The organism is Enterococcus sp. AZ079 (assembly GCF_050547255.1).
GTDB classification, from domain to species: domain Bacteria; phylum Bacillota; class Bacilli; order Lactobacillales; family Enterococcaceae; genus Enterococcus_D; species Enterococcus_D casseliflavus.
Window position 1 is genome coordinate 1,144,320 of the sequence record NZ_CP172955.1, and the last position, 15,727, is coordinate 1,160,046.

Consider the following 15,727-nt stretch of genomic DNA (forward strand, 5'->3'; position numbering starts at 1 on the left):
GGACCAATGAAAACATTATTAGAAAAGACAAGACAAATCAATGAATTATTGCAGCAAAAAAACACCTTTAATTTAGCTTCTGATTTGCCTTACGACAAAATGGCTGTCATTTTAGGAAACATCCTAGACAGCAATGCGTATATTATTAGCGTCGACGGCAGCGTGTTAGGTTTTGTTGAGAACCATGATGTCAATAATGAGCGCATCAAAAAAATGTTTGTCGAAAAACAGTTTCCTAAAAATTATACAGATTTAGTCGATCACCTGACTTCCACAGAAGCCAATGTGCCGATCAGTAACGATATGACGGCTTTTCCTGTGGAAGGCCGCGAGCTGTATCCCAACGGACTAACAACCATCGTACCAATCTACGGTGCAGGAGAACGCTTAGGGACGATCATTCTTTCCAGAATCGATAAGTCCTTTGATGATGATGATTTGGTATTAGCAGAATACAGTGCGACAGTTGTTGGTATGCAATTCTTGTACCAAAAATCCCGAAGTATCGAAGAAGATGTTCGCAGTACCACAGCTGTTCAAATGGCGATCAACACGCTTTCTTATAGTGAGCTAAAAGCTGTTCAAGCAATTTTTGAGGCATTAGAAGGAGACGAAGGTCGTTTGACCGCATCAAGTATCGCTGACCGTATCGGTATCACCCGTTCGGTGATCGTGAACGCTTTGCGTAAATTAGAGTCTGCCGGTATTATTGAATCCCGCTCTTTGGGGATGAAAGGCACCTACTTAAAAGTGCTTAACAGCCGCTTTAAAGAGGAATTGACGAAACATCAATATTAGGAGATGAGACCATGACAGTTACCATCACGGCCGGTCATCTGCAAGCAAAGATTGCAGAAAAAGGGGCTGAGCTGCAAAGCTTAGTCGATACGAGCAATGACCTTGAATATATTTGGCAAGCTGATCCAAACCACTGGGGAAAGCATGCACCGATCTTATTTCCGATCGTGGGTGCGTTAAAAGAGGACACCTATCAACATGAGGGCAAGAGTTATCATTTGCCTCGTCATGGATTTGCCAGAGACATGTTATTTACTGTCGTTGAACAACGCACAGATTACGCTTTGTTTTTACTAGAAAGTTCGACTGAAACCAAAGCAAAGTATCCGTTTGATTTTCAGCTGTATGTCAGTTATGAATTAGGCGGTGATGGTTTAGTCGTCAAATACCAAGTGAAGAATAGCGGTCAAAAAGAACTATTCTTCTCCATTGGTGGACACCCTGCATTCAACGTCCCACTTGAAAAAGGGCTGACTTTTGAAGACTATTATCTTTCTTTTTCTCCAAAGAAATCACGAGTGAAATTGCCGTTAAAAGGCAACTATATTGATTATGAGCAACGCACACTCGGTCAAACGAATACGGATCTACGCTTGACCCATGACATGTTTGCAAATGATGCGCTAGTTTATGAAACGAAAGGATTACATTCCTACTCGATTCGCAGTGAAAAATCGCCTCATAGTATCACGTTAAGCTACAATAATATGCCGTATGTCGGTTTTTGGTCCACATATCCAGTGAAATCGCCATTTCTATGTATTGAACCATGGTGCGGCATCGCAGATACGCTAGAAGCCTCCGGTGAGCTGTCAGAGAAGCTGGGGATTCAAGCACTTCCACCTGAAGAATTATTTGAAACAAAGTACTCCATCACAGTTAAATAAACGTATGAAAAAAGAAGCTGGGAAAAGCGCAATGACTTTTCTCAGCTTCTGCTTATTTGTTCGTTTGACCCTTATTCAGTCCAAAGGGTACCCGACTTTCGGTCCCATCTTTGATGCGGGTAATGTTTTCACGATGGCGAATAAAGATAAAAATCGTTACGCCGATCGCAATGAAGGTCAGCAGCCAATTTTGCTCAGGCAAGATCGCAGGAGCGATAAAAGGCAAGACGATCGTCGATAAGGTGATCAAACACGCCGCGATCATACTGGTCAGGCTCACCATACTTGTCACATAAAGACAGATAACGAAAATCAATGAAGAATAAATGAAAAAGAGCGGATTGTATCCTAAGAGCATCCCAGCACTTGTCGCCACTGCTTTGCCGCCTTTAAATTTGGCAAAGATCGGGAAGGTGTGACCTAAGATCGCACAGACCCCAAACCAGAGCGGATTGACAGTATGGAGACCAAAGATGACTGGCAAGCTGGTCGCCAAAGTTCCTTTTAAGATATCCATCAATAAAACAACGATGCCGGCTTTTTTTCCTAAGACGCGAAATGTATTGGTCGTTCCCGTATTGCCGCTGCCGAATTGGCGAATATCTTTTTTGAAAAACAGTTGGCCAATCCAAACACCAGAGGGGATCGAACCTAAAAGGTAAGCAACAATAAATAAAAGAATCGTATTCATAATAACCAACTTTCTTTGCAAGGCTAGGGCAATTTTAGCATGAAAACGCCTTTCCAACAATAAGAAAATCTTTCGCTGGTCAGACAAAGAATAAAAACAGCTTTTCTCAGAGCTGTGAAACACAAACAAGCCATTTTGCGACTCTAGCTTGTGCAAACAAAGGAAAAAGGATAAGATAGTTTAGAAAAATGTTCGCTTGAAAAAAGCGTATTTTGTGTTAAGATTTTTTTTGCAGTCCTTTCAGCATTAGAAAAGGACTGATCAAGATTAAAGGAGCGGTGGGTTTGGCAAAGAAAACCACAGAATATAATGATGCTTCCATTCAGGTCTTAGAGGGTCTGGAAGCAGTAAGAAAACGGCCAGGAATGTATATCGGCTCGACCGATAGCCGCGGCTTGCACCACTTAGTGTATGAAATCGTCGATAATGCGGTTGATGAGGCACTCTCAGGATACGGCAATGAAATCGATGTTACGATCCATAAAGACAATAGTATCAGTGTTCGAGACAATGGTCGGGGAATGCCGGTCGGGACACATGCATCTGGAATCCCAACTGTTGAAGTGATCTTCACCGTGTTACATGCTGGCGGAAAGTTTGGCCAAGGCGGCTACAAAACTTCTGGCGGCCTTCATGGGGTTGGTGCCAGTGTTGTAAATGCCTTATCCAGCTGGCTAGAAGTGGTCATCGTTCGAGACGGTATCGAATACAAACAGAGCTTCAAAGACGGCGGGAAACCAGCAGGTACTTTGAAAAAAATCGGCAAAACCCGTAAACCAACGGGAACAACCGTTACGTTCAAACCAGACGATACAATCTTTTCGGCAACCAAATTCTCCTATGAGATTCTCGCTGAACGTTTGAGAGAATCAGCGTTCTTGTTGAAAGGGGTCAAAATCTCCCTGACGGACGAACGTGGGGAAGAACCGATTCATGAAGTCTTTTTATATGAGGAAGGCATCAAAGAATTTGTTGATTATTTAAATGAAGAAAAAGATACCTTGACCCAAGTGGTTTATTTTTCTGGCACGAAAGAAGCCATCGAAGTAGAGCTTGCCTTTCAATACAATGATGGGTATTCAGAAAACGTCTTGTCCTTTGTCAACAATGTACGTACCAAAGATGGCGGTACCCATGAAGTTGGGATGAAGACGTCAATGACCAAAGCCTTCAATGAGTATGCCCGCAAGGTCAATTTGTTGAAGGAAAAAGATAAGAACCTTGAAGGCAGTGATTTCCGTGAAGGGTTAGCGGCAGTTCTGTCGATCCGCGTGCCAGAAAATCTTTTGCAATTTGAAGGACAGACCAAAGGGAAATTAGGGACACCCTTAGCAAGAAATGCGGTAGACAATGTGATTGGTGAGCAGCTAGGCTATTATCTACAAGAAAACAGTGAAATGAGTCAAATGCTGGTTCGTAAAGCGATCAAGGCAAGAGAGGCCCGTGAAGCTGCCAGAAAGGCGAGAGAAGAAAGCCGTACTGGAAAGAAACGCAAAAAAGGCGAGTCACTGCTTTCTGGTAAATTAACACCTGCGCAATCTCGTAATCCTAAGAAAAATGAATTGTATTTGGTGGAGGGGGATTCTGCGGGTGGTTCAGCAAAGCAAGGACGAGACCGCAAGTTCCAAGCCATCTTGCCATTGCGAGGCAAAGTCATCAATACTGAAAAAGCCAAGATGCAGGATATTTTGAAAAATGAAGAAATCAATACGATGATCTATACTATCGGTGCCGGTGTTGGCCCAGAGTTTTCAATTGAAGACTGCAACTATGATAAAGTGATCATCATGACCGATGCGGATACCGATGGGGCGCACATCCAAGTGCTGCTTTTAACCTTTTTCTACCGGTATATGAAACCTTTGATCGAAGCGGGGAAAGTATACATTGCTTTGCCGCCTCTGTACAAAGTGTCAAAAGGGTTAGGGAAAAAAGCAGTAGTCGAATACGCTTGGACCGATGATGAACTAAGCAAACTGACCCAAAAAATCGGCAAAGGCTATCTCCTACAGCGCTACAAAGGGTTAGGAGAAATGAATGCCGACCAATTGTGGGAAACGACCATGGACCCAGAAACGCGGACACTGATTCGGGTACGGATCGATGATGCTGCCCAAGCAGAACGTCGCGTCACCACTTTGATGGGGGACAAGGTAGAGCCTCGTCGGAAGTGGATCGAAAGTCATGTTCAATTTAGTTTAGAAGAAGATGGCAGTATTTTGGATAAAAAAGAAGATACGGTACCTGAATTAGTTGATGAAAAATTAATGGATACCGAACAAGCAGACAGCAAACAGTTAGTTAAGGAATAGGAGGTGGTCTCTTGGAACACAAAAGCAATATACAAGAATTGACATTGGAAGAAGTGATGGGAGATCGCTTCGGTCGATATTCCAAATACATTATTCAAGAACGGGCATTGCCAGATATTCGTGATGGGTTAAAACCGGTTCAGCGGCGGATTTTATTTGCTATGAACCAAGACGGCAATACCTATGACAAAGGCTTCCGCAAATCAGCAAAATCTGTCGGAAATATCATGGGGAATTTTCACCCCCATGGGGACTCGAGTATCTATGAAGCAATGGTCCGCATGAGTCAAGACTGGAAGCTACGTCAGATTTTGATTGAAATGCACGGGAACAACGGGAGTATGGATGGTGATCCGCCAGCTGCCATGCGTTATACGGAAGCACGGCTTTCGGAATTAAGTGGTGAGCTATTAAAAGATATTGAAAAAAACACCGTGGAATTGGTTTGGAACTTTGATGATACTGAAAAAGAACCAACTGTTCTACCAGCAAAATACCCGAATCTGTTAGTCAATGGCTCAACTGGGATCTCAGCTGGCTATGCAACGGAGATCCCTACCCACAATTTAGGGGAAATCATCGATGGAACGATCTATTTGATCGACCATCCGCAAGCTTCTTTGGATCAGCTGATGAAGTACATTCCTGGCCCTGATTTTCCAACAGGGGGCATTTTACAAGGGAAAGAAGAAATCAAAAAAGCGTATGAAACAGGCAAAGGCAAAGTGATCCTGCGTTCGAAAACCAAGATCGAAGACATCAAAGGCGGCAAACAGCAAATCGTCATCAATGAGATCCCGTATGAGGTCAATAAAGCCAACTTAGTTAAAAAAATGGATGAGATCCGTTTGAATAAACGCATTGATGGGATTGCTGAAGTACGAGATGAAACAGATCGTACTGGACTGCAGATCGTTGTCGAGCTGAAAAAAGAAGCAAATGCGCAAGGGATTTTAAATTATTTATTTAAGAATACCGAATTGCAGATCAACTACAACTTCAACATGGTGGCAATCGACAATATGCGTCCTCAGCAAGTCGGATTAAAGCGGATTTTAGAAAGCTACATCAAACATCGCCGTGAAGTGATCGAAAAACGCAGTCGTTTTGAGCTGCAAAAAGCGCAAAAAAGACAGCATATCGTTGATGGGCTGATCAAAGCTTTGTCGATCCTTGATGAGGTGATCGCTACCATTCGCGGTAGTAAAGACAAAAAAGATGCCAAAAATAATCTGGTGGTTCAACATGGTTTTACCGAAGAACAAGCAGAAGCCATTGTGAACTTACAGTTGTATCGCTTGACCAATACGGACATTACACAATTGCAAGCAGAAGCAAAAGAACTTGCAGAAACGATCGCTGAATTGACAACAATTTTGAATGAAGAAAATGAATTGCTGAAAGTGATCAAGAAAGAACTGCGAGAGATCAAGAAAAAATATACGACGCCGCGGTTGACTGAGATCGAAGCAGAAATTCAAGAAATCAAGATCGAAACACAAGTCTTGGTCGCCCAAGAAGAAGTCGTCGTGACGGTCACAAGAGACGGCTATGTCAAACGCAGCAGCTTGCGTTCTTACGGTGCTTCAAAACCAGAAGAGATCGGCATGAAAGAAGGCGACTCTTTACTTTACAGTAATCAAATGAACACGTTGGATCACCTGTTGTTGGTTACTAATAAAGGGAACACGATCTATCGACCGGTCCATGAATTACCTGATTTAAAATGGAAAGATTTAGGGGAACATATTTCGCAAACAGTCATGACACTGGCGCAAGATGAAATGATCATTGGGGTCTTTGCCTACAAAGAGATCGATCCATTGAAAAATTTCGTGCTGATTAGTAAAAACGGTATGATCAAACAGACACGAATGACGGAATTTGAACCTTGGCGCACCTATAAAACACGGCCGATGACGATCATGAAGCTGAAAGATGAATCAGATGAATTGGTCAACGTCTTTTTGACGGATCAAACGGAAGAAATGGATGTATTCTTAGTCAGTCATCTTGCCTTTGGCTTACGCTACCCGCTTAATGAAGTGCCTGTTGTGGGACCAAAAGCAGCTGGGGTCAAAGCGATGAACCTTAAAGCGGATGATTATCTTATCAATGGGTTGCTCGTTTATTCAGAAGGGGATACACCGATCGTTTTGATCACCCAACGTGGCGCAGCAAAACGAATGTTGGCTCAAGAAATCAACCAATTAGGTCGGGCGAAGCGCGGATTGATGGTCTTGCGGGAATTGAAGAAAAATCCTCATCGCGTCGTCTATATGGGCAGTGGGGAAAATCAGCAACTGCTAGTGACGAATCAAAAAGGACAATCCTTTGAAGTGATCACCAACCAAATCCCGATCAATGATCGGACCTCCAACGGCTCATTTATCATGGATGAGAAAACAGGGGGACAAATCTACGAAGTGAAAACTCAAATCAGTCCTGCAATCGCAGAGGATTCTGTACTATAAATTATAACAAAACAACCCTTCTGTACCAGTACAGAAGGGTTGTTTTTTTTCTCATAATTAATCTTTCACATTAACGAAAAAGGTACTTTAATAAAAGTTTCACATTTAATAAATACCTATAAATCAACATTTTTAGTAATTAATATCTTAAAAAAAAATAAATTGTTAAAAATAATTCTTGAAAATGCTTGCAATCATTAAGGTGTGTGTTATACTGTTCACGTAAAGCTGTTACATTAGTGAACAGAAAATTTAAGGAGGTCCATCAAATGGAACAATGGAATGGATTTAAAGGAAAAACTTGGAAAGAAGAAGTAAACGTACGCGACTTCATCCAAGAAAACTACACACCTTATGACGGAACAGATGAATTCCTAGCAGATGCTACTGAAGCAACGACGAAGCTATGGGATCAAGTCATGGAACTGAACAAGCAAGAGCGTGAAGCTGGCGGCGTATTGGATATGGATACAAAAGTCGTTTCAACGATCACTTCTCATGGACCTGGCTACTTAGACAAAGACTTAGAAACAGTTGTTGGTTTCCAAACGGAAAAACCATTTAAACGCAGCTTGCAACCATTTGGCGGCATCCGCATGTCAGAACAAGCAGCAGAATCTTACGGCTATGAAATTGATGCGGAAGTCTCACATATTTTCCGTGACTACCGTAAAACACATAACCAAGGAGTTTTTGATGCTTATACACCTGAAATCAGAGCAGCGCGCCGTTCTGGTGTAATCACAGGTCTTCCTGATGCTTATGGCCGTGGCCGAATCATTGGTGACTACCGTCGTGTGGCATTATACGGTGTGGACTTCTTGATCAAAGAAAAACAACAAGACCTATTGTATTGCGGAAACGGAACGATGTCTGAAGACATTATCCGCCAACGTGAAGAATTGAGTGAACAAATTCGTGCTTTAAGCGAATTGAAAGAATTAGGAAACATTTACGGATTTGATATCTCTAAACCTGCTCAAACGGCGAAAGAAGCATTCCAATGGTTATATCTTGGTTACTTAGCAGCTATCAAAGAGCAAAATGGTGCAGCAATGTCATTGGGACGTACGTCAACTTTCCTTGATATTTATGTTGAACGCGATTTGAAAAATGGCGTGATCACTGAAGAAGAAGCACAAGAAATCGTTGACCATTTCGTCATGAAACTACGTCTTGTGAAATTTGCTCGGACGCCTGATTACAACGCACTGTTCTCTGGTGACCCAACTTGGGTAACTGAATCAATCGCTGGTATGGGTGAAGACGGACGTCACATGGTAACGAAAAACAGCTTCCGTTTCTTACACACTTTAGCAAACTTAGGTCCAGCGCCAGAACCAAACTTGACTGTTTTATGGTCAACACGTTTGCCTCATAACTTCAAAACATTCTGTGCGAAAATGTCGATCCAAACATCAGCGATTCAATATGAAAATGATGATGTGATGCGTGGACATTGGGGCGACGACTACGGAATCGCTTGTTGTGTATCCGCAATGCGCATCGGGAAACAAATGCAATTCTTTGGTGCTCGTGCCAACTTAGCGAAAACATTGTTGTATGCAATCAACGGTGGGGTCGATGAAAAATCAAAAGCACAAGTTGGACCAAAATTCCAACCAATTACTTCTGAATACTTGGATTACAACGAAGTAATGGAAAAATATGACACAATGATGGACTGGATTTGTGATCTGTATGTGAACACATTGAACATCATTCATTACATGCACGACAAATATTCTTATGAACGCATTGAAATGGCGCTACAAGATACAGACATTTTACGTACGATGGCTACTGGTATCGCTGGTTTCTCTGTTGCAGTTGACTCATTATCAGCGATCAAATATGCCAAAGTTCGTACGATCCGTGATGAAAACGGCATTGTTGAAGATTACGAAATCGAAGGCGATTATCCGAAATACGGAAACAATGATGACCGCGTAGATGATATCGCAGTCAACTTGTTGAAAGCCTTCATGAAAAAAGTAAAACGCACGAAAACATACCGTGATTCAAAACACACAACGTCGATCCTTACTATCACTTCTAACGTGGTTTATGGTAAGAAAACAGGGAACACTCCTGATGGACGTCGTGCAGGCGCACCATTTGCTCCAGGTGCAAACCCAATGCATGGTCGCGATACGCATGGTGCTTTGGCAAGTCTTTCATCAGTTGCGAAATTACCATATGATTACTCATTAGATGGTATTTCAAACACCTTCTCAATCGTACCTAAAGCATTAGGACGTGACGACGAAACACAACAAGAAAACCTAGCAACAATGCTAGATGGCTATGCAGCAAAAGGTGGTCACCACTTAAATATCAACGTATTTAACCGTGACACATTGCTTGATGCGCAAGCTCACCCAGAAAAATACCCACAATTAACGATTCGGGTATCTGGCTATGCAGTAAACTTCATTAAATTAACAAAAGAACAACAAGATGACGTGATTGCTCGTACAATGCACGAAGCAATGTAATAAGCAACAACTTCAGGCGGCGGACGGGAAAATCCGCCGCCTCTTGTTTTGAAAGTATCAGACGGAGCGTGGTCATCCGTCGTTTCGAAGAAAGGAAGAGCATTATGGCAGTAACAGGACAAGTACATTCAACAGAAAGTTTTGGATCAGTAGATGGACCAGGTATCCGTTTTATTGTATTCATGCAAGGATGCCGCATGCGTTGCCAGTTTTGTCATAATCCAGATACATGGAAGATTGGCACCGGTGTCGAACGAACGACTGATGATGTCTTAGAAGAGGCATTGAAATATCGCGAATTCTGGGGACAAAAAGGTGGGATCACCGTCAGTGGTGGGGAACCATTGCTTCAGATGGACTTTCTGATCGATCTGTTTCGTAAAGCCAAAGCAGAAGGTGTCAGCACGACATTAGATACTTGTGGAAAACCATTTACACGGGAAGAACCATTTTTTAGCAAGTTTCAAGAGCTGATGACCGTTACTGACTTGTTATTGTTTGATATCAAGCACATCGATAACAAAGCCCATAAAGAGCTAACTACTCAATCCAATGATAATATTTTGGATATGGCGAATTATCTTTCAGAGATCAATCAACCTGTCTGGATTCGTCACGTGCTGGTTCCTTTTAGAAGCGACTATGATGAATTTTTGATCCGTTTGGATGAGTTTATCAAAACACTGAAGAATGTCGACAAAGTAGAGATCTTGCCTTATCACACGATGGGGAAATACAAGTGGGATGAGCTTGGTTTGAAATATCCCCTTGAAGGGATCGAACCACCAACAGAAGATCGGGTGAAAAATGCCAAGCGTTTGCTTCATGTAGACGACTATAAAGGTTACTTAACCCGTTGATCAAAACAGGAAAGAAGAGATTGCTATTGCTTCTTTCCTGTTTTTTTACTATGATTAGAAAGTGAATATCAATTGAAATAGGAGCGATGAAGAAATGTCGAAAATATTAGTATTCGGTCATCAAAATCCTGATACCGACGCCATTGGTGCAGCAATTGCCTTTGCAAATTTACAAAATCAACTTGGAAAAGATTGTGAAGCAGTAGCGCTTGGTACACCGAATGAAGAGACACAATTTGCGTTAGATACCTTTGGCCTAACTGCCCCTCGGGTGATCGATTCAGTGGCAAAGGAAACCCAAGAAGTAATGTTAGTGGATCATAATGAATTTCAACAAAGTGCAGCGGATATTACGGATGTCACTGTATTGGCAGTAGTTGATCATCATCGTATCGCTAACTTTGAAACGGCAAATCCACTGTATTATCGTGCAGAGCCGGTCGGTTGTACAAGTACGATCGTGTTGAAATTATACAAAGAAAATCAAGTGGAAATTCCAAAAGCGATCGCAGGAATCATGCTCTCAGCGATCATCTCTGATACATTGTTGTTTAAATCACCAACATGTACCGACGAAGACGTAACAGCAGCCAAAGAACTAGCCGTTATAGCAGATGTAGAACTGGAAGTCTATGGATTAGATATGTTAAAAGCTGGTACGAATCTTGGAACGAAATCAGCAGCAGAATTGCTGGACCTAGATGCCAAAAGCTTCCCAATGGGTGCTAAAAACATCCGTATCGGACAAGTCAACACGGTTGATCTAAAAGAAGTCTTTGACCGTCAAGCAGAGTTGGAAGCGGCTATGAAGGATTCAATGGCAGCAAATGGCTATGATCTGTTCTTGCTGGTTGCCACTGATATCTTAGATAGTAATTCTGAGCTGCTAGTCGTTGGTGAACCAACTGCCCCAGTAGAAGCAGCCTTTAAAACGACATTAACCAACAATCGTGCGTTTTTACCTGGTGTCGTTTCTCGTAAAAAACAAATCGTACCTCAATTAACAGAGGTTTTTGAAGGATAATTAAGCTAACTGTCTGAATGCTGGTGAGATCTGTTTTGGTAGATCAAGCCAGCATTTTTCATGATTGTTTGGATAAGGAGTACACGCAGTGAAATTTTTTTATAGTCCCCACTTTCGCTCATTGCAACCGATACTGGAATCTTCGAAATTCCATGAATTGGTAGAGGAGCTATTAAATAGCCAAGAGCCGCCGACACTACGAGCGTTAAAAGCGAAGTTTACAGATGGTTCATTTGATAAAATTCTTGACCGCTTGATCGCAGAAAAGTTGATCATCCGTCAAGAACGACGCTATTATTTAGGCTTTCCCATCTATACTGAACATGATCAACAGCAGATACAAGTAAGTGATGATTTCTATCAAGCTGCGCGCAATTGGTCAACACAAGAAATCGCTGGGTTTATCAAAAGCTTTGCTTCGTCAAGTGTTGAAAATAAATACTTTTATGGTTGTCTGCAAGGGGTTGAACAAGGAGCGGTCTATGCATTGAGCCATGAACAGTTTCAGTTGATCTCTTACTCAGAAACACAGTGGCCACCGACACTGCCGGCTTTTTTTGAAGCGAATGAACAGTTGCGTACTCTTGCGATCTATGATGAATTAATGGATTTGATCGGTGATGTCGATCCAGTCTATTACTTAGACCAAGTGAGTGTGATCCTTGAACGCATTCGTAAAAACAAAAAAGTCCGTCCGAGTATTTTTCTGGAATCACTTCAACAGTTGAAAATCGTTAGTTCCGAGGTAGATTTCTTGCTGGAAGAAATAAATTGTGATAATCTAAAAAACGGTCGTTATCAGACTTCTGAAAAGGATCTGTTCGTCCAACGGCTTGTGATTGCTCACTTGGCAAAAAAATCAGGTTCATACAATACGCTTTATTTCAATAATAATTAGAATTTCTAATAATTATGTTATTTGTTTTAAATTTTCTAACTATTTAAAAGCTGCTAGATTCGATTCTAGCAGCTTTTTTTTTATTTCTTCAAATGATAATTTGATGAATAAAAATTAAAAAACAACAATCGTTTTGTTTGGAGTTTTGATTTCTTGATGATATGATGATTCTAGAACTTTGAAAGGGGATATAAAAATGGAAGGATATAAAACGGTTGATTTTGAACAGTTGGAACAAAACAAAACGAAAGCAGAAATGATTACGTTCGTATCAATGTCAGAAATAGAAGCTGCTCGACAAGCAATTACAAAAGCGGGGATCGATGAAACGCGTTTTTCTGATGGCGATCTCATTCTTGCGTTAAAACAAAAGGAACGGTTTGGGGCAAATACGATCGTTTCCGTGATCATTGATTGGCTAGTCAAGCAAAACTATCTAGTGAATCCAGCTCATGCCATGCGTTACTTAGCAAAGAAAATGGCTGATGGTCCTGTAACGAGTTATAAACTATTGAGTGAGACTGAGTTTGACTGTGATGGGAATTATTACTTGATTGGTCACACTGGTAAATCATTTGCTGTAAATAAAGCCTATAAAGTTTACACTGACGGACAAGTAAAAGTGCTTTGGCAGGCAAAATAATAGAAGATGATTTCGGCTCTAGCGAAGAAAGAAAACGGCTGTTGAAGCAGTTGTTTTCATAAAAGGATCGAAGATTGAAGGTTGTGAAGGACGCGTGAAACTAAACATTCGAATCAGCTTAGCTGGCAGTCATCTTTTGATTGGTGCATTCAGTTTGATCGGTGCATTGCTGACGCTTTATAAAGTACCAACTAGTTTTGGTACGATCCAAGTCATGTTAGGTGAAATTTATTATACCGACACGGTATTTGACCGGTTTACTCAGTTTTTCTTACTGGGGATCATTAGTCTTTATACCGTAGTGACGAGTTTTTATGGGTTTCGATTCTGGTGTTTTTGCTCCGCCTCTTCTGCATTTGGGACACTGCTGGCATATGTTGAATTAACTGAGACACTTCCGGTGATGGTTGTTTTCATCCTGTTTTTGGCAAGTTTGTTTCAGTTAAGTGTAGTCACATACTTCATTTTCCAAAAGCTAAAAAGTAGAGCTGAAACAGGTTGAACAGATACGTTCAAGCTGTTTTTTTCTGTCAAAGATTATTTGTTGGCAACTAGGGTTATTGCGTTACTAGCGCAGTGTTTTATGCTATGCTAGATAGAGAGATGTAGTTGATTTGAAACGATTTCTAAAAGATGAAAGAGCGTAACAAGGTCGTTGGCATTTCAGTCAGCGATCAAAATGAATTTGAGGAGGACTGATGAGAGAGTGGTTACCAAACAACAGGTACTGACTGCGGAAAAAGACTTTCTGAGTGGTGAAAATTTTTATGTACAGCATTTCTTAGGCGCCCATCAAGTAGATGATGGCTACGTGTTTCGCGTTTGGGCACCAAATGCTCAGCAAGTTTGGCTTGTTGGCGACTTCAACCAATGGACGGATACCTTGCCGATGAACAAAAGGACGGAATCCGGTGTTTGGGAAATTGAGACCAACCAAGTAAAAGAAGGACAGCTTTACAAATACAAAGTAAAACAATCAAATGGACGAGAAGTATTGAAGATCGATCCTTTTGCTGTCCATTTTGAAGCTCGACCAGGAACTGCTGCCGTGTTGCATTCGATCCCACAAAAAAGATGGCGGGATGGGTTATGGCAAGGACGGAAAAAAAGACAAAAAACATTTAATCGACCTCTTAATATTTATGAAGTTCATGCCAGCTCCTGGAAGCACCACGAAGATGGCACCCCTTATCGCTTCTCCGAATTAAAAGATGAACTTATTCCTTACGTGAAAAAAATGGGCTACACCCATATCGAATTTATGCCTTTGATGGAACATCCCTTAGGAACCTCCTGGGGCTATCAATTGACTGGTTACTTTGCACTTAGCTCCTATTATGGGACACCAGAAGAATTTCAAGACTTTGTAGAGGCTTGTCATTTGGAAAATATAGGTGTCTTCGTTGATTGGGTGCCAGGACATTTTTGTGTCAATGATGACAGTCTTGCCTATTATGATGGCACGCCGACCTTTGAATACATGGATGAAAACCGTGCGAAAAATGTTCGCTGGGGTGCGATCAACTTTGATCTAGGCAAACCGCAAGTCCAAAGCTTTCTGATCTCAAGTGCATTGTTCTGGATCGAATTTTACCACATTGATGGTATTCGGGTAGATGCCGTTTCCAACATGATCTATCGCGATTATGATGAAGGTCCATGGGAACCGAATCACGAAGGGGGCAATCGGAATTTTGAAGGGTACTATTTCTTACAAAAGCTCAATTCAGTCATCAAGTTAGCCCATCCTGCAGTTGTCATGATTGCAGAGGAAAGTACTTCCGAGACCAAAATAACAGGAATGGTCGAAGGAGGCGCTCTCGGGTTTGACTACAAATGGAATATGGGCTGGATGAATGATGTCCTGCGTTTTTACGAAATGGACCCGATTTTCCGTAAAGATCATCTAAGCCTTTTATCTTTTTCTTTCATGTATCGGATGCAAGAAAATTATATCTTGCCACTCTCCCATGACGAAGTGGTTCATGGCAAAAAAAGTTTGATGCACAAAATGTGGGGAGACCGCTACAAACAGTTTTCACAACTACGAAATCTCTATACGTACATGATGATGCATCCAGGGAAAAAACTGTTATTCATGGGTAGTGAATGGGGACAGTTTTTAGAATGGAAATATGATCATGGTCTTGAATGGGTCGATTTAAACGACGCATTCAATGCAAAAATGCAGTTCTTCACCCGGACCTTGAATGAATTATACAAAGAAGAACGAGCCCTTTGGGAATTGGATGATCAAGAAGATTCATTGATGGTGATCGATGCAGACAACTTAGATGAAACGACATTGACTTTCTTACGACAAGGAAAAACGAAAAAAGATTTCTTGATCGTGGTTGTCAATCTGACACCAGTGGAGCGTCACGATTTTGCGATCGGCGTGCCATACGAAGGAACGTATCGCGAGATTTTAAACACGGAACGGGATGTATTTGGTGGAACTTGGGTGGCGAATAACCCAGACTGCCAGACCAGTAATACCCCTTTTAAGCAATACGACTATCAAATCAAAACAATTTTGCCTGCACTTGGGGCTTTAATCATCAAACCAGAAAAAATCAAAATGACTCGAAAAAAAGCAGTAAAGAAAGTACAAAAAAAAGAGTAGAGGGGGAACGGTGAGT

General features: G+C 41.5%; 12 protein-coding genes. 11 read left to right on the forward strand and 1 reads right to left on the reverse strand.

Features of this window, described 5'->3' with window-relative positions:
• Positions 1-6 precede the first annotated feature (6 nt).
• The gene (codY, locus tag IGJ15_RS05655) at positions 7-798 is read left to right on the forward strand and encodes a GTP-sensing pleiotropic transcriptional regulator CodY (protein ID WP_231434822.1); all 792 of its coding nucleotides are present in this window, start codon (positions 7-9) and stop codon (positions 796-798) included.
• Between the two features lie 11 nt (positions 799-809).
• The gene (locus IGJ15_RS05660; protein ID WP_231434821.1) at positions 810-1,685 is read left to right on the forward strand and encodes an aldose 1-epimerase family protein; all 876 of its coding nucleotides are present in this window, start codon (positions 810-812) and stop codon (positions 1,683-1,685) included.
• A 52-nt stretch (positions 1,686-1,737) separates the two neighbouring features.
• On the opposite strand, the gene plsY is transcribed toward IGJ15_RS05660, so the two are convergent.
• Entirely contained in the window at positions 1,738-2,376 is a 639-nt protein-coding gene (gene plsY, locus IGJ15_RS05665; RefSeq protein ID WP_015510003.1) for a glycerol-3-phosphate 1-O-acyltransferase PlsY, read from the reverse strand.
• A 284-nt stretch (positions 2,377-2,660) separates the two neighbouring features.
• Here plsY and parE point away from each other — a divergent pair, with 284 nt between their 5' ends.
• The 9 genes from parE (at position 2,661) to glgB (ending at position 15,711) form a co-directional block, all read left to right on the forward strand.
• A complete protein-coding gene (gene parE, locus IGJ15_RS05670; RefSeq protein ID WP_074535153.1) occupies positions 2,661-4,688 on the forward strand; it encodes a DNA topoisomerase IV subunit B in 2,028 nt (675 codons plus the stop codon).
• Between the two features lie 11 nt (positions 4,689-4,699).
• Positions 4,700-7,162 (forward strand): DNA topoisomerase IV subunit A, encoded by a 2,463-nt coding sequence (gene parC / locus IGJ15_RS05675; protein ID WP_016610800.1) that lies wholly within the window; start codon positions 4,700-4,702, stop codon positions 7,160-7,162.
• A 269-nt stretch (positions 7,163-7,431) separates the two neighbouring features.
• On the forward strand, positions 7,432-9,660 hold the full coding sequence (pflB, locus tag IGJ15_RS05680) for a formate C-acetyltransferase (protein WP_010749399.1): 2,229 nt from the start codon (positions 7,432-7,434) through the stop codon (positions 9,658-9,660).
• Between the two features lie 104 nt (positions 9,661-9,764).
• The gene (gene pflA / locus IGJ15_RS05685) at positions 9,765-10,520 is read left to right on the forward strand and encodes a pyruvate formate-lyase-activating protein (protein ID WP_010749400.1); all 756 of its coding nucleotides are present in this window, start codon (positions 9,765-9,767) and stop codon (positions 10,518-10,520) included.
• Between the two features lie 94 nt (positions 10,521-10,614).
• A complete protein-coding gene (locus IGJ15_RS05690; RefSeq protein WP_086295537.1) occupies positions 10,615-11,544 on the forward strand; it encodes a manganese-dependent inorganic pyrophosphatase in 930 nt (309 codons plus the stop codon).
• Positions 11,545-11,632: 88 nt separating this feature from the next.
• Positions 11,633-12,442: a DUF1803 domain-containing protein gene (locus IGJ15_RS05695; protein ID WP_081116407.1), complete on the forward strand. Its 810-nt coding sequence runs from the start codon at positions 11,633-11,635 to the stop codon at positions 12,440-12,442.
• Positions 12,443-12,638: 196 nt separating this feature from the next.
• Positions 12,639-13,085, forward strand: coding sequence for a hypothetical protein (locus IGJ15_RS05700; protein ID WP_060792226.1), 447 nt, complete (start codon positions 12,639-12,641; stop codon positions 13,083-13,085).
• A gap of 94 nt (positions 13,086-13,179) precedes the next feature.
• Entirely contained in the window at positions 13,180-13,587 is a 408-nt protein-coding gene (locus tag IGJ15_RS05705) for a hypothetical protein (RefSeq protein ID WP_060792227.1), read from the forward strand.
• A gap of 177 nt (positions 13,588-13,764) precedes the next feature.
• Entirely contained in the window at positions 13,765-15,711 is a 1,947-nt protein-coding gene (gene glgB, locus IGJ15_RS05710) for a 1,4-alpha-glucan branching protein GlgB (RefSeq protein ID WP_231434841.1), read from the forward strand.
• Positions 15,712-15,727: the final 16 nt, after the last annotated feature.

What these genes read in the sequence shown, in the direction of transcription:
- IGJ15_RS05700 (WP_060792226.1), top strand. Translation starts at nt 12,639, where the DNA reads ATGGAAGGATATAAAACGGTTGATTTTGAACAGTTGGAACAAAACAAA.
- IGJ15_RS05660 (WP_231434821.1), top strand. Translation starts at nt 810, where the DNA reads ATGACAGTTACCATCACGGCCGGTCATCTGCAAGCAAAGATTGCAGAA.
- pflA (WP_010749400.1), top strand. Translation starts at nt 9,765, where the DNA reads ATGGCAGTAACAGGACAAGTACATTCAACAGAAAGTTTTGGATCAGTA.
- IGJ15_RS05690 (WP_086295537.1), top strand. Translation starts at nt 10,615, where the DNA reads ATGTCGAAAATATTAGTATTCGGTCATCAAAATCCTGATACCGACGCC.
- codY (WP_231434822.1), top strand. Translation starts at nt 7, where the DNA reads ATGAAAACATTATTAGAAAAGACAAGACAAATCAATGAATTATTGCAG.
- plsY (WP_015510003.1), bottom strand. Translation starts at nt 2,376, where the DNA reads ATGAATACGATTCTTTTATTTATTGTTGCTTACCTTTTAGGTTCGATC.
- glgB (WP_231434841.1), top strand. Translation starts at nt 13,765, where the DNA reads ATGAATTTGAGGAGGACTGATGAGAGAGTGGTTACCAAACAACAGGTA.
- pflB (WP_010749399.1), top strand. Translation starts at nt 7,432, where the DNA reads ATGGAACAATGGAATGGATTTAAAGGAAAAACTTGGAAAGAAGAAGTA.